8 protein-coding genes are annotated in these 22,462 nt (G+C 48.7%); all 8 read right to left on the bottom strand.

The genetic code is table 11. The features are described 5' to 3' along the window. Positions 1–20: 20 nt before the first annotated feature. Positions 21–11,642: a T9SS type A sorting domain-containing protein gene (locus BLU47_RS11015; RefSeq protein ID WP_143025550.1), complete on the bottom strand. Its 11,622-nt coding sequence runs from the start codon at positions 11,640–11,642 to the stop codon at positions 21–23. Between the two features lie 92 nt (positions 11,643–11,734). Beyond that, positions 11,735–12,739: a fimbrillin family protein gene (locus tag BLU47_RS11010; protein WP_091962500.1), complete on the bottom strand. Its 1,005-nt coding sequence runs from the start codon at positions 12,737–12,739 to the stop codon at positions 11,735–11,737. Positions 12,740–12,744: 5 nt separating this feature from the next. After that, the gene (locus tag BLU47_RS11005) at positions 12,745–13,950 is read right to left on the bottom strand and encodes a DUF4906 domain-containing protein (RefSeq protein ID WP_091962497.1); all 1,206 of its coding nucleotides are present in this window, start codon (positions 13,948–13,950) and stop codon (positions 12,745–12,747) included. A 2-nt stretch (positions 13,951–13,952) separates the two neighbouring features. Further along, complete coding sequence (locus BLU47_RS11000; protein ID WP_143025549.1) at positions 13,953–15,689, bottom strand: hypothetical protein; 1,737 nt, start codon at positions 15,687–15,689, stop codon at positions 13,953–13,955. A 9-nt stretch (positions 15,690–15,698) separates the two neighbouring features. After that, positions 15,699–16,730 (bottom strand): FimB/Mfa2 family fimbrial subunit, encoded by a 1,032-nt coding sequence (locus tag BLU47_RS10995; protein WP_091962493.1) that lies wholly within the window; start codon positions 16,728–16,730, stop codon positions 15,699–15,701. A gap of 34 nt (positions 16,731–16,764) precedes the next feature. Continuing rightward, on the bottom strand, positions 16,765–19,032 hold the full coding sequence (locus tag BLU47_RS10990; protein WP_143025548.1) for a hypothetical protein: 2,268 nt from the start codon (positions 19,030–19,032) through the stop codon (positions 16,765–16,767). Between the two features lie 11 nt (positions 19,033–19,043). After that, on the bottom strand, positions 19,044–20,585 hold the full coding sequence (locus BLU47_RS10985) for a DUF3575 domain-containing protein (protein ID WP_091962488.1): 1,542 nt from the start codon (positions 20,583–20,585) through the stop codon (positions 19,044–19,046). 183 nt (positions 20,586–20,768) lie between these two features. After that, the gene (locus BLU47_RS10980) at positions 20,769–22,427 is read right to left on the bottom strand and encodes an AraC family transcriptional regulator (protein ID WP_091962485.1); all 1,659 of its coding nucleotides are present in this window, start codon (positions 22,425–22,427) and stop codon (positions 20,769–20,771) included. Positions 22,428–22,462: the final 35 nt, after the last annotated feature.

Raw genomic sequence — 22,462 nt, 5'->3', positions numbered from 1 at the left:
TTTACTCTCTTGTTCTATTTTTACTTCAGTGTCAGTTTCTTCGTATAGCGACCATTGGCAGCACGGATGATGTAAACACCTGAGACAGCAATGTCGGTCTCGATAGTCTCACCGGGTTGGATGGTGAACGTGCTGATGGCGACGCCGCTAACATTATAAATACGGACATCGGCAGGCTGACGCAACGACGAAGTCGTAATCAGCTTGCGAGGCTTCGTTGAGAAGGTCAGCTCGCCAGCCAACTCATCGGATGGGTCGTCACCAATGGCGAATGAAGAGTCGGTTCGGTCGAAGACGATAGTCTCTGCCGCAGCGCGACGTGGGGCAGGTGATGGCGAAGCTACTGTCACGAAGTACGGACGGAATGGTACAGTTGTACCTGTTGCGACCTTGTCGAAGCTGCTGCCCTCGCCATTCATCAGGAAGGCGTTAGATACCTTCTTGCTCATATAGTTAGGCATGAAGCTGTAGTTGGTTTCTGCAGTGACAGCATTCAGTTCATCATTGCTGACGTCAATCCTGATGCCCGGATTAGATACGAAGCTGATAGCCTGCTTGGCGAGCTGTGCAGGAGCGGTGGCCGCAGTATTCTTAGCCGTCCACTCGCCACTGAGGTCGAACTCATAGTAGGTCTTGCCTGGGAAGCCGATGATATACGGTTTAGCAGTTGCCAGCAACGGATAGCTGGCAAGGTTACGACCAGTCTGATAATAAGTCTGGTAGGAATCCGTGTTGGCATCCAGTCGACCATTCAGATTATAGTAATAATCCCAAAGGAAGGTGTTGCCAACGATCTTGGTGTCGCCTGCGGCATCAGGATAGTTGAAGGTTGACTTGAAAATCTTATCATCATCAGGATCCACAGCACCACCTTTATATTCACGCAGCCAGTACTCGTGACCAATCTTGGCATCGCTGCCTTCGATGGTGCGGCTACCGCTGTAGAAGTGGGTGATTTCACCCTTGTCCTGAGTAGAAACCAGTTCAGCTATGAACGGCAGGCTGATGCCTTCCCATCCCTTGTTAAGGCTCACGTAGAGATCAGGCATACGCTGGTACCACATACGCTTACCCTCAGCAAAGGTGTAGCTGAGAGGACAGTTGAAGTCCTGCTTATCCACCAGCAGTTGGTCGCTGGTAGCAGTGAGGTCGTTCTGTACCAGGTGACCGAATACCGTCCAGTAGGGTGCTGCACTAACGCGGCGATATGTATCGCTGTTGTTGTAGTAGTCACTATATGATGGTTCGGTGAAGTAGGTTGTCAGCACACCATATGTCTGTGCATTGCCTTCTGCTGCAGGAGCATATACCAACATGTTGTCTGTCTCATCGCGGTTGATGATGCTCTGCAATCCATTCTCGTCGAGCAGTGGACGGTAGAACAAGTCTACTCCAGCGGGAGCACCGCCTGCACGACCAATAGTCCAATCGGTATCGTTATGACCAGCAAAGTCGATAGCCGTCATATCCGGGTAAGCCGGATGCAGGTTTATATCGTTCGACGATTGCGGCTTCGAGTAGGCTACGAGGTTCACAGCCGGGTTGAAGTGAGCCACATCCATCACCTTTGACTGATAGTAAGCAGGGGCACGATATACACGGTTGCTCTCATCAGTATTTGACAGACGACCGCTGTTCTTCACGATGTGTGAAGGAACATCCTCGTGTGGACGCTGGTTGTTCCAGTTATAGGTCAGCATCTGTCCGAAGTAGAAGTAGTCGTCAGGCCAGATGGGATAGAAGTGACTATTGCCATCAGCATCGACCAATGTACGCTCGTCTTCGCTCTCAGGTATCACACCGTCAGCATAGCGGAAGTCACCGTCAGCATAGCGCTGCTCAACATAACCACCATAGTCAACTTCGTCGGTAACATATATGTTTGCGATACCCGACGAACAATAAGTAGCGTTATTCTCTACATAGTTCTTCGTCGTTGGATCAGACAATGTACCGTCGGTATTGATAGTGTAGAATGTATGAGGCAGACCAGCACCGGTCTTCGTGTTATTATATCTCTTATATAGGTAGAAGCCGTTCAGGTCGTAAGCTACAGTACCGTTGTAGAAGGCAGCGGCAGGCATAGGACGAGCTAAGCCGTGACTGTCGTTCGATGTACTGTAGTTCAGTCCCTCTGGATAGTAGCAGTTGACTATCTTCTTGCCTTCTGCTGTTGGGTTGCCAAAGACAGCCTTGACGCTACCATCAGGCGTACCTGTGGTGTTGATCCAGCAGTTCTCTACATAGCCGCCACCAGTGTCAGCAACACCAGCAGAGGTGAATGAACCTGTCACACCGAGGTTATATACGTTACCACAGAGTTGACCGAACAGTGAGTGGTCGAGTCCGTCGATGTGGTAACCGTCACCGTGGAAGTTACCTGCGAAGCAGTGACCTTCGTCACCGATTGGCGTCCAACCGCCTTCATGATTAACGTTGGTGTGCAGGAAGAACTCAAGGTTCTGGCAGTCTTGGACGTGTGCATCGAGCGCGCTCTTACTGAGGTCGTAGAACTGCTTGAGCTGAGTAGCACCGTTGGTTGCATCAGTGATGTATATCTTTGAGTCGCGCTTTACGTTCTTGTTGTCTACATAGTAGTGGTGCTCAGTATCAGCCATCACCTTCGTCAAGTCATGATAGTTGGCTACACTTACCTGGACAGTATTAGAGTATGTCTCACCGAGATAGGTCTTCGCATAGTAAGCCAGATAGTAGCCATCCTGATACCAGTAGAGCGGGTCAGCGGTAGGAGTATATTCGATACCATTGGTGTGGTTTTCTGCTTCTGCCTTTTTCTCAAAGAGCTTCCATCCACCGCCCGTTACCTCGTAGGCACCTGGTGTCACATGTGGCTCACGCACACCAACGAAAGTACCTGGCAGCACAATCTGCGGCGCCTTGATGTCCTCGACGGTAGGAATACCGCTCTTGAACAGCACATGGATATTCACCACATGGCGCTCGCTGACAGGAGTGACATGTGTGCCAGAGGCATCGCTCTCCTCGTAGTTGTACTCGTAAATGACGGTGATAATCTTCTCCTTCGAGAGGTCGAAGATGTCAGAGAAGCGGCTTACATACAGCGTGCTGGTCTCCGTAGGAGCAATACCGTGGATGGTGAAGTCTGTCTGGTAGTTCTTCAAACTTGTGTAGTTGCTCTCATTGATTAAGACTCCCACAGGAACAGTATGTCCGTTGTTATAGGTTCCAGTTACGCCACCGATGCCGGAGATACCTGTTACGGTTTCACCTTGACCATGCTCACCGACCTCATACTCCTCGCGGCAGTAGTAGAATGTCTTGTCCTTCTGCTCCTCGGTGAATGTCAGCGTAGTGATATTCCCCTGTTCTGAGCCGCTCAAACTGTTATATGTACTTGCCGAGATGGTAGAGCCCACAGCGTATGGCGTGTTGCCTACCTGGAATGAGTTTTTAACAACATAGATGTTGCCTGCCTCCTTCACGTCGATAGAAACATAGTGGCGTTTCTCATTAGGAATGTTCTCGAACTCTACTCGAGAAATTTCCGCTCCTGGGGCTACGGTACCACTTCCATAGTCGAGAGTGCTTGTGCCGTTATAGGTTGCGGTGTAGTTAACAGGCCGTTCCAGAGAGTAGCCCGCCTTATTGGCTATTGCTGCCTCCTTAGTACCTGCTGCAGAGTCGTACTGATACTTCTGTCCCTCAGGATGTATGATGCTGGTACCTTCAGCATTCTTACTATAGCGAGAATCGATGAGCACATCGAAGGCATCATAGTTGAATTCAAACTTCTCGCGGTCTGCCTTCGACATAGAGCTCCATACTTCCAGTCCACGATAGTTCTTGCCAGCCTCATAGTAATTACCCCCGTAGAGGCCATCAGCGGTACAGTAGTAGGCAGGTACAACATCTGCCTCGATTACAGCAGCCAACGAAGGATTAGCAGTTTTGTATGCTTCCTTCTCTGCCTCCGTCATGCGGTTGCCTACATAGATGAACTCTGTCTTGCTGAGCTGGATGGTGCTCGTACAGATGAAGGCGGGCTTCACATATTCATCAGTCATCGTAGCTGCCTTTGTAGCAGAAACAGTGGTGCCAACATGCAGGTGTTCGTCACCACTTGCATATTCTTGAGTTACGATATAAGCTGGTTTGAAGGTTGCCTGTCCTTCTGGGATAGCATCAGGATGATCCGTTACCATCGTCTGGTAAGTATCGTAAATATCTTTAGCGATAAGGTTGCTTACCTTATACTCACGTTGTCCGAGGATACCGGCTGAACCACCGGTGAAACGATAGGTAGGACCATCCTCATAGCCCGTATCGTCTGTCTGTTTCTTATCTCCAATAGGATTAGCGCTCTCAAACTTGGTGTACCAAGTGTTCCAGTCTGTCGGGTTATTCACCCTGTAGGTCAGCATATAGCCCGTATCGTGGCTCATGTTGTTGGTTGAGCGATATACGAAGTCGAAAGGAACATTCTCCTGTTTTTCAACATGGTAAACTTCTGTGTGAGCAGCCTTCAATGTATTGTACTCATCAGGCAGCATCACCGTACCTGCAGGAATGACATTTGCGTCACTGCTGCTATACTTGCAGTCTGCAATGGTGACATAGGTTTCATCGACAAACAGATTCTTCTCAGCTGGAGTCAGCAAGTACCAATCCCAGTAGTTGATAGGATCGTTCAGATGATACTCCACATCGTTGATGACCATCTTCTTGTCACCCTCCAGTTTCACACCAGGAGCAGAGTAGTAAGCATACTTGTTAGGCATCACGTTGAGCAGCTTCATCGTACCATGCGAAGCAGCAGTGATGGTCAGCGGAATGTCCACCGTCTCGCTGTATGCATTAGGCGCGCCGGTGTAAGCAGAGATATACTGGTCATAGACATATACCGAACCCTTGATGAACCAGTAGTGTGCAGGAACGGCATCGCTACCTTTATATTTACCGCTGACGTTGTAACAGTCATCGATAATCGTCTGCGTACTGTGGATAAAGTTTCCTGACGTCTCCCATTCCACGTCGGCACCATCAAACGTGAAGTCGCGTCGGGTGACAGCACCAGTGTTCAAAGCCGTCAAAGTAACATGCTTACTCGGTCTATATTCGCCTATCTTATGTACGTTCTTGGCATAGACGAAGCCACCACCCATACCTGGCTGCACGTTGATGAGATCGAGCTCTACCACACCCGTGATGTAGCCCCAGTCCTTCTCATACAGGTCGTTGCCTGTACTCTGCTCTGTGGTCAGCTCCAGATAGACACCTGATGCCAGTGCCACCTTGTTATGACTGGTACCGTTGTTGCGCTTGCGGTTATTGACGTATCCTGCCTTCCAGTCGTAGAAGGTGGCCTCACCATAAGGTTTGGAAGTGCCGCCACTGTATGCCCCTGAGGCGGTCTTGTAGTCATGATTAGAGGTATTCTCTGTATAGCGTATATTCTTTCCTGGCAGGAAGAATGCGTCACTGGTCAGGGCACCTAAGTAGTTCACGATGCTGTAGATACCGAAGTAGTTGCCGTGAATAGCCTTGTCCTTATTTACGAAATCATCCGGATTCTGATCCATGATGTCAGCCTTTGGCGTTTTGCCAGACTTCAGAGCCTTGTCGTCCTCGATAACGGATGTCTTATGGTTGAGTGACACCTCACGCACACGGTTAATGGTGTAGTTGGTATGGTCTACAATCTCAGGCACACGGTCCTGTGCTCCCTGCATCACCATACGGCTACCGAACACACCGCAGAAGTCTGCACGCTGAATGGTATTCATCAGACGACCGGCATAGACAGGAACGACACCACTTTGCTCCCAGTAAGCAGGATTCGGATATTGCTCACCCGTTTCTGGATCAGTTAGAAGAATATCTACATCACCATCCTTAATACCTTCAAACAGCGTCAGCAGGTCGTCGATGGTCAGCGTAGAAGCCTTGCTGCTTTCGCTGCTTGCTATATGGTAGGCCGTTCCATCCTTATCTGTACATGCTTTGATACACTTATACTTCAGCTGATAGTAATCTTGCTCACGGGCAGGAAGGTCCTTATATGCGTCATACGTAATCTCTTTAGCGATGTTATAGTAGTCTGTGCCATAGTTGGTGATGTTCAGTCCGCGATAGCCGTCGACGAAGGTCAGGTTACCATCACCGTACAGACCACCAGTACGTCCTGTACCTAAGGTAATCAGGTCGCGGTGATAGACGTCGTGGATAGATGCTGTAGCATTACCGAATACTGTGGTCGTGTTAGCATACACGGTAGAAGAACCTGATGAGGTGTTACCACCAGCAAACACAGCGTTGAAGATGGTGATACCCGTATCATCCAAGCTGCTCCAGCGAGAGTCGCTGCTCTTATTGCCCAGATGGTGGAGGTCTTCTGTGGTTACAAAGTCACCTTCGGCATAGTTGTGATTATTGATGGAAACAGCAGACTTTGCCCTACAGTGAGGCTCAATCAGCACCTTGCAGTCCTCGGTAAGCACATACTCGCCTGCATCCTTCACCCAGCCAGAATCGTCATCATCAGGCTTCGGACCAGGGATGTATGCATCATGTCCTTTCTTATAAGCATAATAGTAGCCCTCCCATTGAGTTTTATAGCGCTCACCATCCTTGATGCCGACATAGAGATTGCCTTCATTGTCTTCGTAGGCACTATATACATAACCGATATCACCACCACCGAAGACGTTACCATTCTCACGCGCCAGTTCCTTCGCTGTACCTATTATACCTCCGTGTACATGCACCTCTGTCTGTCCGAAGACGTAACCGTCGGAATAGAGCGTACCACCGTCACCCAGGTTGTTGTAGCCTCGACCACCACCAAAGACATTGCGGTGTACCTGGCCGTCGAACATATCAACGCTTGTCCTACCAGCCTTGTAGATACCCTGCAGGGTACGGACACTGTTGTCCTGTCCGGTAGCCTGGATGACACCACGTCCGATGGCGGCAATCTCACCGCCTCCGAAGAGGGCGTTACGTACTACACCACCATACATCTTGACATTGGTGATATCCACACTACTGTTGTCGATATAACCACCACCGAAGATGCATCCACTGTCATAGAGTCGGTTGGTACCGTCGCCCGACCAAGTCTCGTCGTTCAGCTTCTCCTGATAGTAGTCAGAGCCTACCTGTACATAGTCGAGGTCGGTTTCTGTTGTCGGTACAGAGTTGAAGTGACGATAACCGATAAAGCCCTTGTTCAGGGTGATGTTGGCTGTTCCGAATACAGGACCACCCTCACCACCACCGTATGCATTACGCTCGATGGCTGGGATACCGTCGATGAAGCTGGTACCGTCTTTCTTACCGATGATGACGTTAGCCACACCGAGGATATCATCTGCTGGGGTGGCGCTGATAGCGCCAGCGTGGTAGCCTACACTACCTCTCCAACCGCCGCCATAGACGTTACGTGCCGTACCACCCTCGATATAGGCATTGGTTGAAGCAATGAATGACTCGTCGAAGTCGTCAGTTGCGATGTTGTATTTGTTGTTTACCGAACCTACTGTTCCTGCGGCATAGAGGTCCTTTGTTACCTTACCACCCAGCAAGGCGATGTAGGTAGTTCCGTGAACGTCGCCGGTATTGGGAACATTGGCATCACCCAGACCGCCACCATATGCGTATGCACCGCTGAGACTACCGTTGTACATATAGCCACAGACATCAGCACCTTGTTTGATGATGACGTTGGTATTGTATTTCCTACCGTTTCTGGCTAATGCAAGGTCATTGTCCAGTCCAGTGTCGGTATAGCCCGTTCCGATAGAGATGTCAATTGTCTGAGGTTCCGGAGTATTAGCCTTCTCATCATCAAGCAAGGCATCCCATGCTGCGTGAGCTTCTGTATAAGCTCCGGGTGCCCATGCATCAACCGTTTTCTTGTTCATCACGCGCCCCAACTGACCACCGCCATATACCTCATAGACGCGAGCTGTGTTGTTCAGGTTGACCTCGGTATATTGTGACCAGGTGTCCTTACCGTAACCAGCACCATAGACAGTAGCAAAGTACTCGTTGGCCTTGTCAAAATAGACAGGTGCATTGATGTTGACGTGACTGTAGAAGGTGCGGCGGCAGTTATTGTTACCACCGTAGATACCCGTACGATAGCCACCTACGAGGGCATCGCTACTGTTCCAGTTGACATTCGCCTCATAGACGTCGCAAGGATACCACTGATACAAGCCGTAGGCACCACCAAAGATGGCTTCCGCACGGAAGGTAGAACCAGTAGGTACGTTGACCACAGTGCGTCGTGTCACGCCCTCCTGATAACTACCACCATAGACAGCCTTGAAATGACCACTCAGCAGGTCGATGATGGCAGATGCCTTGTGTGCTGTGGCAGTGGCGTCTGCTGTGGCTTTTGCTACACCCATACCTACACCGCCACTCTCTCCGGCACCGAATATCTCGGTATCCTGATAGGTCTGCATGGTCTGTGGAACATCAATCAAGATATAACTGCGGTTCTGCATCAAGTCCTCCTCTTCTTCACCGAGGTAACCCTGTCCTGCTCCGTATATCTGCTTTACGGTATTCAGCGGGTTGTTAGTGTCGTTAGGACGGAAGTTGATGAAAGCATTGTCCAAGAAAGGCTTGTGGTAGCCTGTCAATGCGTGACCGTCGGCATCGAAGTATGCACGGAAGTGCTCGTCCTTGTAGTCATACACACCATATGCGCCACCGAATATCTTCTCCACGCGCCCCTGTACATATTCTATATATGCAGAAGCATTGAGCATATCGTTATTATATACCTTGCCGCGAACGGTCTCGTTGCGCAGACGGCTGTCGAAATTGGCAGTTCCAAGAATTTGTCCTCCCAGGTCGTTACCGCCATATACGAAGTCACGAACGTATGGGAAGCCGTTGACGCCGATATAAGTCTCTGTATGTCCGAGGACATTGGCATTACAAGCTCCTGCGAAAGAGTCGAAGATACGACCGTTATTTAAGTTGATGATACAGTTACCTGCTGTAACACCTAAGAAACCGCCACCATACATAAACTCACACTCGGCGATATCCTCACTCATACTTTCCTTTTTGGATACACCAGGAACAGGACCATTCAGATTGATATAGGTGCTGTATTTCTCGTCGTAGGTGTACTCTATTTTTCCTGTCGACTCATTATAGTTTCCCTTACCGATACCGCCTTCCTCACTGCCACCGAATATCTGGAACATGTAGCCACGGTTGAGGTTGATGGTAGTTGAGCCCCATATCTCAGTATTCACACCCTTACCGCCACCAAACACGTTGAGGGCCTTACCCAGCACATCCATGCCTTGCTCGGAAAGGATGACACCACTGTTGCGCTTGGTGATGCGATATTGGTCGTTGCCGTAGAGTTTGTCTTCACCACTCTCGTCCTCTTCCACCGTGTCAAAGAGCCTGTCACGGTCAACGATAGAGCTGTTGATATTGATGACGACATTACCATTGACGAAACCGCTGTTGTAGCAACCTCCATAGATGTTACCACCTGTGAAACGACGGTCCAAGTCTGCATCACTACTGGTAACAGGGCTCTCAGGAGAGGCACCTGACGTTACGGGGTCAACGGGGGTACCTGACGCGTCGACGGTGTTCCATATCAGTTCCGTATGATCATTATTCCAGCGCTTGGGCTGTATCTTCAATCCAGCAAAGTTCAGCTGCAACTTGTCGCCGTTGGCATCAGGATTGCCTGTCAGACCACCCTCATAGATGGCATTAAAGCCCGTGACAGGAGTCACGAAAGCATTGTTACAACCACCCACCACCTTGTCATAGACTATCACCTTCTGGGTGAAGTCGATGGCTGTCTTGCCGTTGCTCGTCATACTACCCACATTACCACCGCAGTAGATGGAACCGAACATGGTAGTATAGTCTTCGTAGTCGGCAGGGTCGCCTTTAGCGATGGCATCGAATGTGACGCTGGGCATCAATCCCATAGCCACACCGTTCATATAGGTGGCAAAGGTTCCTACATCGGTGAGGTCCATAGTATTGTAAACAGAATGATCGTCCGCAATGTCCGTTCTCTTCATGGTGCGCAACACACCTTCATGAAGTCCCTCGCCTACATCATACTTGATCATGTTGGCACCATTGTTACCCAGAAACACATTGTCAGCTATCACGTAGGAGCCAATCTTCAATTCCACCAACGGTTTCGGCTTGACAGTCGCCAGTGTAGCACTGTTACCGCCACAATAGACAGAGCCACCTATGACGGTAGGATGATCCGCATCCGTACCCGTCACACGGATAGACACCTGCTCTGCATTAGGACGGAAGGCATTGAGGGCTTCCGCAGAGTTGCTGCCAGGATTATAGTAGAGGTCGCCATAGATGTCGTGACCTATCAGCTTGGCATTGTCGGTATAAGGATAGGAGCCGTTACCTCCACCATAGACATCACCTCGAACACTGGTATATATACCTACGGCATTACCGCCATACACACGACCTGTGATATCGTTACCACCATAGACATTGTTGATGTCACCACCACGAACCAGCACACGGGCAGACAGGCCTGCAGGGAATTTGTAAATCTGATTACCGTCTTCATCATGCAGCTGAATGTCAGAAGACAGGACATCAAGGCCGTTTCTCATTGGACGAACATCTGCCATACGACATCCGCCATAGACATTGTCCACCTTGATGGTGCTGTTAGCCATGATTTCCAGCAGCAATCCCTCCGGGTTCGTCATTCTACCCTGATTACCACCGCTATAGAGGTTTCTGATCTTTCCGTTTTTCAGGTTCCATACTGGACGAATGGCCATATCTGCCATGTTGTTACCACCAAAGAATCGGCCAATCTGGAAGGCATCACTGCTGGGATAGGACAAACCGGTGTTGATTCTCATGAGTTTGAAGCGCTCTGTAGTCAGCAGTTCGCCCTCATTCTCTGACGTCAATCGAGTATCTTTGATGCTGTTGACCACCTTGCTGGGGTTATCGACGCAGATGACCGTGTTTTCAGTGATGGTGGCATTGTTACCGCCACCATAGGCATAGACGACAGAGCCGCCAAGGAGCTCCAGATAGGCTTTACCGAGTTCCGGTGACGACAGCTCGTTATCACTGGAAGCCACCTCTGCATGTGTGACTTTATCCTTGACGATTGTGCCAGTGCCAGAGGTTTTTGCTTCATAGTCATAGTAGCCATTACCGCCACCAAACAACTGACCGACATATATCTTCTGGGCATCAGCGGCCTCGGCATCACCATTCATCTTAGTAGATATGCGCACAAAGGCATTCCAGGTGTTGTCAATATCGTTCTTGCCTTCCCCTGTGCCTACTTCCGACAGTTCTGTTGGAAGATCTTGTGAACTACCGATGGTTCCTGCTATATCGTTACCGCCATAGACATAGTCGGCAAGGATATAGTCAGAGGCATGTTCACCATCGAGGTGCACGAAAGAAGAACCGCCAATGTTAGCCATTCGGGCTCCGGCAAATACAGCATGCAGATTGCCTGCATGCACCGTAACCTTGGAACTTCCACCTGTGTCTCCAGCATTACCGCCGCCATAGATGCTACCACCAATAGTAATCTGTGCCTGCATCAGTGTTGCAGACAAACAAAGTAATAGGATGGTCGTTATCTTTCGCATATCTTCAATTCTTCAATTTTTCAACTCTTCAATTCTTCAATCCTTCAACTCTTCAATCCTTCAACTCTTCAATCCTTCAATTCTTCAATTCTTCAATTAATCCTAATCGTTGGATTGTCCAAGTCAGGATCCGACAGCACATAGAGGTATGACGGATCAATAGTTAACAATAGGGTGCGCTCCTCGCCCCGCTGCAATTCTGCCAGCGGTTCGGTCAGCTTATTGACTGCTGTTCGTTCATCTATCTTGTCTCCTTTTTTATTATACACCTCGAACTCCGTCTCCAGTTCCAGTTTGTTTATAAACACGTTATCCGGCACCATGTATCCAGTGCATATCGCAGCGGGCGAGGTGGTTAGCGTCTTCTCTTCGTTCTCTATGATGCAGGAGTTTGCTGCAGCGCCAGTCGGAATATAGCTGATGGCACTGATGCCATGGTTGTCAGAAAAGGTAACGGTCACGCTCATGCTGCTGATGTCTGCCAGCTTCAGCGTCATCTTCTTGACCTTGATGGTGCGTACAGCATCGTATGTGGGGCTAATCTTCATATTGAAAACCAGTCTGCTCATGAGGTGGTCGAGAAACAGATTGATATAGTTCTGGCGGTAGCTGTCATAGTCGAATGAGAACATGCCACGCGTAGCAGATGTGTGGTCCAAAGCTGTTTCCACCTGTCGTACGCCTGTTACAACGCAGTAGTCTTTAGTCGTGAGCGGGTTCACGTTCTCAAGTTTTATCTGAGCATCTACAGGAGTCACATTTTGCAACGAAGCAGTCAGCGAAGGATCATCGGGCATGAAACCATACAAACGAAAGGTGCCTGCACCAGACTTCAGTTTCAGATGAGTGCTCCATTCCTTCGTATCGCTTGCATATCCGAATTTTCCCTCGGCAACTTGTGTGCCGCTGCTGGTCAGGTATATATGTATATCATCCCAATCGGTATTGCCTGAAGTGGCGCGTGTAAGCCCCACCACCTTCAAGGAAGCAGGCTGTGACTCCTGGGCTGATTCTGTATTGTCCGCAGCATCCTTCGAACAGCCTGCCGCAAATAGCAGTGCCATGATGACGAGTATGTGAGATATTCCTTTCTTCATCTTTCTTACCAGTTATAGAATTCATAGTCCTCCTCCTTTTGTACCCAGTGAGCCACCTCAGCCACAATCACCTTCAGACTTGCTTCTGCCTGGTAGGCATATACCGTCCAGACATGATTGCGCGAGAATCCACCAACGTCAACCATGGTGAAGGTTGCTGTCTGTTCCTCGCCGCTGCCTACTTGGTATTTAATCTCTCCCTGTATCAGCTTGTCGCTCTCGCGCAGGTAGAAATAGCGTTGGGTGAGTTTTCCTGCTGCCACACCGTCCTCCATTCTTTGCTCGTAGTCAAGAGGAGGTAGTTGCTGATCCCAGGCGTAATAGGTAGGATTATCGCTTTCGGCAATCTCTGTGATTGCTTCGCCCAGCAGGTCGGGCGTTGTGGCGTCATATCCGCTCTCTGTCTTTATGTGGCAGGTGTGGCTGTCGTAACCGTCAGCCATAAAGAGATACTCTGCTATAGGCAGCATCTCAGTGTTCAGTCTGATACTGTTGATTCGCAGGGTCTCTCCGCCCGTCTGGCGTGAGAAGGCAAAGCGAAGTTTTGAGATGGTACGTATCAGCTGCACCGTAGCTATGCCTTCGTTGCCGTCATCCAGTCGCAATACAGGTGCATCACCTACTACCAGAACGTTGCGCAATACACCGCTCATAGGCAGTCCGACGTTTTCAGGCACACGGGACACAGGAGTGGTCATTCCGAATGGATCGGTAGTTGTCTTCTGTATCAGAGCGGCTTCCAACTGCTCCTGCGTCGACTGGTCATCCAGAGCCTGTCCGCAGTTGCTATCTTTCACATTTGCAGCGACATACACATCAACGCGCTCACGGCTAACCGCAGAAGTCTCAGCATAGGTGTCATCAATAGATATCTCTATCAGCTCGTATGGATTTGACGTGGTGAGACTGGACGGCTGTGTCGAAGAGTAATGACCCAGAAGTGTATGACTGACATGCCCGTACACCCATATTTGCAGGGAATATACCGCAGCCTCATTGGTTATGGCAGATACATTGCCATCGTAGGCTACACGTGTAGGCTGTGCTGTCTGTGGTGCGTAGACATAGACATATAACTTCGTCATATCAGGCGAAGAAGTGGCATCCTCATCGCCTGAGGTGCATGCCGACAGACACAACAGCAGTAGCAGCATCCAAAGAACTGGACTGCAAACATGGCGATGGCAGTTATGTCTGTTGATGTACTTCATACTTAAAAAACTATTTCCTCCGGTGTTGTGGATGCCCACTGTGACACCAGTTCTATGCCCAGCTCCAGTCGTGGCGACAGCAGGTTAGGCACTACGTTGTAGGCTTTTGACAAGCCTGTTACTTTCATATTCAATGTGGTCGTGTAATCCTGTGTGAAGACACGGTCACGAATCTGTGTGAGGGGGTCTCCTGACTTTGTTGCAGGGTCAATCAATGCAACAAGATAGAATTTCGTTCCTTTCAGGACAGTGCCATCAAGCCCTTCGAAGTCAGACTCACTGTTGTTGATAAACTCCAGCACGACGGGTACTACCTTGTGGTCGTATGACTGCAGCACCAGCGTGTTGGTCATCTGAGTGGCATCTGCCGCTGAACTCAGATAGAAATACTCTTTGCCTGATAGTCCATTGGTCTTCACCTGATTGTCATAGACATACACAATGTCCGTCTCCGAATAGACGGGATAGGAGGTGGTTGGTGCGAAGTCGAAACCTACAGGCATCTGTCCGCCCACGATGATGCCTGTCAAAGGAAAACTTGTGGCACCCACGGGGATGGGAGAACCTTTGGCATCTTCCAATTCAGACGCCGTCTTTATTAACTTGACCTGCAGACGTGCCACACCATACTGCAGCGGGTCTTTGATAGCTACAGATCTGGTGTTATGGGTTACGGCAGCATTGTCTTGATATTCATATCCACTCGTCAGCACCTGATACCATTCCTGGTTGCTCACGTCGTCATATATCTGTTGGCGACCGTCTATGTTTGATGTCACTATGCGACTATTGCCGTAGTAGTATATCTCTGCAGGATAGGTAAAGCGGTCGATACCGTTGATGTCGGCAAGTGACGTATAGGATATCTGCGGTGTGAAACTTGTGCCGTTCCAGCGGATGGCAGCAGCTCCGTCAGGTAAACCTAAGGAGGCTGGGAAACCGTCCCAGGCATTATCGTATGTATCTATCTTTTCAATGATAGCCGTACATATGGCAGCGTCATCGCCCGAGAGCGACATACCGTTCAGCATACCGCTCAGCACCGTTTTCAACAGCTGCGTATATGCCTTGATATTGGCTGATGACCCTGGCAGAACATTACCGCCTGTAACGGCTTCTGTCTGGTTGACGAAGTTCAGGAACATCGTCTTCAACACATTACTCGGTGAGTCCTTCCAAGCTATATTGTTGCCTTTTGCCGTAGCAATGGAGGTCATATAGTCAGCCAACGATGTGGCAGTAGAGTGTACGACACGTTGAGAGATAGGTTCCAAAGAGAAACGGATATGCTGCGGATCCATCGCCAGAGGGAATGTCTCGATGATGGAACCGTTGGCTGCCTTGGTCAATGAACCTTTCGGAGCACGTCCGTACGTCAGGAACGAGGCAGCACCTTCCATGATCATGCAGTTTCTATAGAGGTAGAATTTGTCAGTCCTCAGATAGTCTGTGCGCAGGGCACTGATCTGATACCATGTAGGCACATCGTCAACAGTTATCTTTCCGTGTACGTTGAAAGGTACAATGCGTGTCATCGAGATGCCACGATAGTTGTTACCATCTGCCTGCACATCAGCAGCTGCCATACGCGTAGTCTCCTGAGTAGCGTTCGACACCGTCAAAGCCAAATCGACTACAACAGGCTTACTTTCCTGCTGTAATCCTTCATCAGCATTGCATCCTGCCATGAGGAGCCAGGCTGACAACATAATGACTATGACTAAGCTACTTTTTCTCATGCAATAAGGTTATAGATTCGGATGATAGGTACCACCCTCCTGCCAGTCGAGCGTCACACTAACACCTACCGTGCTGTTGTAGGGACGTATGGCACCTTCGTCATCCACATCACCCTTGATAATCTTTAGCTCTCCAGCTTTCAGGGGCTCCTGGATGTCCAATACCGTTTCTGTTGTCGAACCGTCGGCATTGGTCATGTACACTTTCAGTTGCCAGAGTGACGAAGCCGGTGCTCTCGTCAGAACATCGCGTGACGGGAAATTCACCGTACAGTAACAGAGCAGGTCGTTGTCCGTTTCTACTTTCTCCGCAGTAATCAACGGGCTCTCTGCTGGGTACACATAGACACTGTCGCTAATATTGAACTGGCTGGCAAAGCCTGTGGCATACACCTTCAAGTCGGTATAATTGTGTCCCTTGGGATTGAGGACAAGGGCAACGGCACTGTTGGCCATAAACAGACGGACATTGAATGTCTGGCTAACGCCTGAGAGCACCTCCATAGGCTGACGGGCGGTAAAGAGGCCTGTGGTATGGGAGTCTATAATTCTGACGGGGGAACCGTCAGACACTGTACCTTCAACCTGTTGCAGCCTGGATGTGTTGCTATGCGCTACATTCTCCAGGCTTACCACTGTATTCTCAGCAATATTGGCCACTGCCAGATGCATATATTTTCGCATTGGCAGGGTAAGCGTATAACTCGTCTGGTTGGCGTCTATGATGTCGCGTTTATGATACAGGCTGTCCAACGTACCTTCTGTATCGTAGAATGTAAGGTCAATATCGTGGGCATGGTCACTGAAGATATTCTCCAGATGGGTCTCGAGGGAACTGGCCACGCCAAGTTCAGTCACAGTAGTCAACTGCGTCTGCAACTCTGTCGTCATATTGGTCACCAATCGGAGTTGATAGTCTAACTGCAACTCCTTTTTCTCCTCGCCGCAATCCGACAGGTCATCGTCAATGGCAGAACATCCTGCTGTCAGCCATGCGACTGACGGCAGGAGCACTGTCCATAAGAATACCTTCAACTTCATGTCTCTTTGCAATTGGCAAATATTCTATTTAGTTTCAAGGGTTGGTGGTAACTTCGCCTCCTCCAATGGTAATGTTGTCGAATGTCAAACCTGTTGACCACTGCAGATCAACGGACAGACCTAACGTCACTGAGCTACTGCGCAGGTCAGGCACTGTCAGGTAAGCATGCTGCAGAGAGTATGTGTCAAACTTGAAGTTGGCAGTTGTCATGTGGTCCTGAATGAATACGCGGGGAACAGTTGTATCGTTAACATCATAGGGAGGCAGAGCATGCCATTCTGGTTTAGTAGGACCAGTTTTTCCATCCGGGTCAAGCTCACCAATCAGGTAGAAGTTGCCACCATTAGGAATCATGTTGTCAAAACCGAAGAAGTCCACACCGGAATTGTTCTGGAACTCAAGAGCTACATATACCTTGGGCTGTGTGGTTTCTGAGACGTAGTTGTCGAACACCAGGGTGTAGTTGGGGTCGGAAGCAGAGGTTGTTGATGCAGGGATGACACCACTGCTAGTAATCTGATTATCATAGATATAACCCTTTCTGTAACTTGTATTGCCAGGATCCGTTGTCTTTGGCAGGAAGTCCCATCCTACCTTAGGCCACTGGTCACCAACGATGATGCCCACCAGCTTGAATGACTCACCTGTAACATTGATAGTCTTGTTAACCTCGGTTACGCCATAGTCTCTTTGCTGAATATTCTTGTTGTTGTCCTGTAATGACAGAGTGTTATAGCTAACAGTCGTCTTAAGCAGTGAGGTGCCATAGTTGATATCGTTTTTCATAGCCACACTGCGGGTAGAAGACTTGACATGGCTAACAGACCAGTCTGATGGCCAACTCGTTGTAACGTCGGTATTCCAAGTGGTAACGCTTGTAGGATAATCACCTACCACATGCTCTTTGTCAGAAACGCGTACAGGGCTGTTGCCGAAATAACAAAGCTCTGCAGGATAGTAGTAGTCATCAACAGTGAACTGGGTATTACCTACAGCGCTGGTATTAAATTCATCAGCATAGGTGAATACTGACTTTTCTGCGTCGAAGTGAATGTGTGTAGAGCCCTGCGGCAAATCATATTGTCCAGGGAATTGTTCCATTTTAGCACTGTTTACAACATGGTTATTATCGTAAATAATTGGGAAATCACTAGAGCCTGGTTTGTTAATCGATGCATTTGTTGCTTCTGCTGGCCAGTAGGGGTCTGCTGAGAGAGCGTCAATAAGAGCTTTAGATGACTTTATTGAAACACCTGTAACAGAACCACCATCATTCGGAACAGATTCTGCTTCGAAATAATTACGCAATTCATGGTCAATAAGGTTCGCCATGTACTTAGCCAATGCCTCTTCTGTGTTGGTAGGTAATGCACAGCGAACGGAGTTGACGATAGACCAGAGATTCCTGACGCACTCCTTTATGGCATAGCCTGAAGCATTACGCAATTCGGTTGTCTGAATAGTGGTCAATTCCTTATACACCCTATACAGCTTTATTTCAAGAGGTTTAGCATCTATTTCAGCAGTAGAAGTTGGAGTTAGTGGAGTTTTGCTTGCACCGGCTTTTTCTTTATAATAAGCCTTCCATCGCATATTGGGCATGTAATCAGACTCGATGGAGAAACCGTACTTACTGGCGACACCTGTTGGAGCATCATCAGCTGAAACCGCTTCAGTTCCTCTCTTCACACCCATAACACATGTTAGGCAAGCTGCCAATAATTTCTGAATCTCCTGAAACTCAGCCTTTTTTTCTGCAGTCAGGCGTCTGCCGAGTTGGAAGTAAGTACTGTCCAGATCGTCCTCTACATGGAATGCATCCAGATGACCAAAGGTGTTGTAGTTGTTGGTCTCGTCAATAGCCTTACCATAGAACACCATAGTGTTGGTGTTTAATGGCAATGACATCTCAAGGACGCGACTTGACTTGGTATTGCTCAAAGTTCCGGAATTAGCAACACGTGCCATATCGAATGACTTTGTTGCTGTTGCGGCAGAAGTAAGGTAATGACCATCACCGCCACCATTGATGAAACACATGACATGAGAATTGTCAATACCACGGAATTGTTCGGCAGTCAAACTGGATGATGCCTGAGTGGCAGCTTCTGACTGGCGAGTGGTTGCCGTGCTGCCGCTTGCCACATTGAAGACAAACTGTGCATATACAGTTTGAGTATCCGGATCATAGTTCGGGTTGTTGCTTTCAACCATATCGTCGCTGGACGAGCAAGCAGTGAAAGAAACTGCACCTACGAATGCTATCGCACTCAGAAAGGCAAATTTAAACATTTTCTTCATAACTATCTGATTTATTTTTGATTTTCTGTTAACTGTTTCAAATTCTTAATCGCATCGGCATTGCCATTGGCGGCGGCACGACGGAAAGTGGAGAGGGCCTCGTCTTTCTGACCGGTGAGCCAGAGGGCCACTGCCAAAGCATTCTGAGCGCGCTCGTCATTGCGGACGGTCTGCAATAGGCGGAGGGCCTCACGGTGACAGTCGCCACAGTCGGTAGTCAGCAGTTCGCTGGCCTCGTTGATGGTAGCAGCTGCCCTATCGGGCACATAGTCGAAATAGATGCGGATGTAACCGGAATTGCGCAGGTCTTTCAGGACATGCTCCTTGATATAAGTCCACGTGCGCCCCTTATCCAACTGCTTGATGCGACGTTCGCGAACCTTGTCATCGGTCTCCTGGTCGATAATCTCAACGGCTTTCGAGAGTTGGGCATGCTCCGGGGCCATATCGTTCAACAGGTCGCGGAACTCAGACCAAGCCTCACCACCACCGACCGTCTCGAAAAGGGTATCGGGGACACTGATATTTTGTTGAATATATTTCTGTAATGACAGAGCACGATTCTGAGCAATACGCTCATTGACTGCAGGACCACCTTCAATGGAGGCAAGTCCGATAAGTTGTATCTTCTGGACGCTGCTGGCACTGTCGGACATAATCTGACGCGTGATATCGACAATGCGATCCATCACTCGCTGGTTGTCACGATAATTGGCATTGAGCTGTGACTTGCCCTGGTCGAAATGAACAAAGAGGGCATCTTTCTCTTTGCGAAGGATGCGGGTACGGTCATAAGGACGGTAGGCAGAGATATGCTGCACCACAGGGTTGTCCTGCTGCAACTGTCCGGCACGTCCCTTGAAGTCGGGAACAGGAGTCAGCGCCGGGATGAACGGTTGCTGTACCACAGGAACCAGATTCTCCACGGCTGGCTCAGCCACGACAGGCTCCTCCACTTTACGCGGACGACCCGGGATATTAAAGACAATGCTTACACCAGCCTGTGGCAGCACAAAGATTTTATGCTTAGTGCCTAACTTGGTACCACAATGGCCGCACTCGTAACGATCGAACTTGGTATAACCGAGGGCTGCACCAATATGTGCCTCCAAATTCCAATAGCGACCTAACGGCCAAGAATAGCCATAATAGGCTCCAATAGCACCAAGATCACCCTGACGACGCTCGTCGCGCACGGACTTCCAAAGACCAAAGGGGAACTTAACATCAGCAACATTGTAGTGGCTGTATATCAGATTAACGCCAAAGAAATGGTGCACATTGACAGAGTCGGTCCAATAACGTACATCGGGTGCCAACAGCAAATGCTTCCATTTTTTCGATGTCTGGTCATCAGTGGGCCAAGGACGATAACCTGCTGTAAGTCCCACAGACCAATGTGGCGACAGCCTGACACCCATCCGAAGGTTGGGAGTGAGCCAGGCATCATAGAGCAGATTATTGCTAAGCGTTACCTGTTGAGCAGACACCCACTGCGCTACAAACAAAAGCAGTATGGATAACGATTTGCGACTATTTAGTTTCATTTTCATACCCTTGCAATCAATCTTGTCGATTATTATTCAATACATAATTTTTGCAAAAGTACTAAAAATATACAAGGTGAAAACAAAAATTAACAAAATAACTTACAAATATGTCCGCTGCATCAACAAATTTGTCCTTTTATCGGTAAAAAGACAAAATCTAAAGGCTCTCCGACAACTTCTAACTATCTATTGGGGGGGGGCAGAATTGGCTAAGGAAGCACGATAGTCGGAAGGGGTAATACCATAAGTTTCCTTGAAATGGTTGACAAGAGTGGTGGCACTCTTGATGCCACTCATATCGGCAATAGCGGCAATGGTGAGCTCGGGGCGCTCCTTTAACAGGGTGACGGCATACTCCATACGCTTCATCTTAATATAGCCGGAAACGTTTGTGTGCGCGTATTTCTGGACAATGGGGGCTATGGCATTCTTATCAACACCCATAAGGCGCATCAGGTCATCACGACCAAATTCAGGTGAACAGAACAGCTTTTCCTTCATAATTCGCTTATCCATCTCCTTGAAGCGATGCTTTTCTTCATGAGATGCCGCTTCATTTCCTTCCATTTCAACGGGAACTTTATCGCCATTTTGGAGAAACAGGTTACGATAGAACATCAACTCCTCGATGGTAGCCATCATCACTTTGGTTCTTTTGCGAGCCAGCAGGTGATGCACGAAGGCTGCCAACATCAGCAGGGACAAAATGATCAAGGCGGATATACCGATGGAAAGCTGGAGGTTCTGACGGGCTACCAACTGTTCACGTCGAAGATTCGCACGCGCCTCATTTGAGAAATAGTTCATATTGTCAATATGCAGCGAATCCGTCAATTTTGTCAAAGTATAATAATCTTCTGAAGCTTTCTGAAAATCCTTCATACCCATGTATGCCTCGATTTCAAACCTAAGAATCGAAATGATATTCATACCAATCTGGTTATTGTCAGACTCAACAACCTTACGGCAGTATTTGGTAGACTCTAGCATATCAGCATACTTCTCTCGCATCTTCAGGTAAGGCAAGACAATAACCTCAGCACCGATGTCACGGTATGGGTTTGAACGCATCAGCGCATAGACGGAGTCAGCCTGAGCCAGCTGTCCTTCAGCAGCAAGAATGCGCGCCTTGGTGGCATATACGACAGAATAAGCACGACGCTCTACATCAAGGACATTCATGTTTAACCCTTGGCGGAGTACTTCCTCGGCATTTGACAACGTTTTCGACGCTTCCTGGTATTTGCCATCGTTTAAGTACATGTTGGACAAATTGGCATTGAAAATGAAAAGCATTCGATTCTTGTATCTATAGCTCACACGTTTCATAGCCTCTACTGCCCGTTCACAGATTGAACAACCCTCGTCCTTGCGGCCCATCGCATAAAGGCGCTTACCACGAAGGAACTCGGTCATGCTCAAATAAGTGGCTGCCTGGTATTTTTCTGCCAATTCCTTCATGCGGAACCCCATTTCAGAAAGATGGCGCTCATCACTTAACTTGTCATAGCAATAAGTAATAAAGAAAAGGGTTCTTAGCTCTTCTTCCCAAGACTCAACGGCCTTAGGATTCTTAAGCACTTTTTGGTAGAGTTTCAATGCCTTGTTATACTGACGATCCAAACTCCATAGGTTGGCCTCAGCACGATCCAACTCCCACGATTGCGCCATCTTCCGCTCGCGCATGGTCTGCACAATCTGGAGAGACTTCGGCATGTCAACGATATTGTAATAATAAGCCTTTTCGAAAGTCAAGAGTGAATCGGGAAGCTGCGTTGCTGCAACTCCCAACTGGCTATAACATATAGCCCATAAGCCAAAGACAAACTTCTTACACTTCATCATGATTCAACTAAGCCTATGACAAAGGTAAGAAATTT

Source organism: Prevotella sp. tc2-28 (assembly GCF_900107705.1).
Lineage (GTDB): Bacteria > Bacteroidota > Bacteroidia > Bacteroidales > Bacteroidaceae > Prevotella.
The sequence above is the reverse complement of the archived record's forward strand: the minus strand, read 5'-3'. Positions and strand labels throughout refer to the sequence as shown.

Bases quoted from the DNA above. Each gene is read 5' to 3' on its own strand.
- BLU47_RS11005 (WP_091962497.1), bottom strand. From the start codon at position 13,950: ATGAAGTACATCAACAGACATAACTGCCATCGCCATGTTTGCAGTCCA.
- BLU47_RS10995 (WP_091962493.1), bottom strand. From the start codon at position 16,730: ATGAAGTTGAAGGTATTCTTATGGACAGTGCTCCTGCCGTCAGTCGCA.
- BLU47_RS10985 (WP_091962488.1), bottom strand. From the start codon at position 20,585: ATGAAAATGAAACTAAATAGTCGCAAATCGTTATCCATACTGCTTTTG.
- BLU47_RS10990 (WP_143025548.1), bottom strand. From the start codon at position 19,032: ATGAAGAAAATGTTTAAATTTGCCTTTCTGAGTGCGATAGCATTCGTA.
- BLU47_RS11015 (WP_143025550.1), bottom strand. From the start codon at position 11,642: ATGCGAAAGATAACGACCATCCTATTACTTTGTTTGTCTGCAACACTG.
- BLU47_RS10980 (WP_091962485.1), bottom strand. From the start codon at position 22,427: ATGATGAAGTGTAAGAAGTTTGTCTTTGGCTTATGGGCTATATGTTAT.
- BLU47_RS11000 (WP_143025549.1), bottom strand. From the start codon at position 15,689: ATGAGAAAAAGTAGCTTAGTCATAGTCATTATGTTGTCAGCCTGGCTC.
- BLU47_RS11010 (WP_091962500.1), bottom strand. From the start codon at position 12,739: ATGAAGAAAGGAATATCTCACATACTCGTCATCATGGCACTGCTATTT.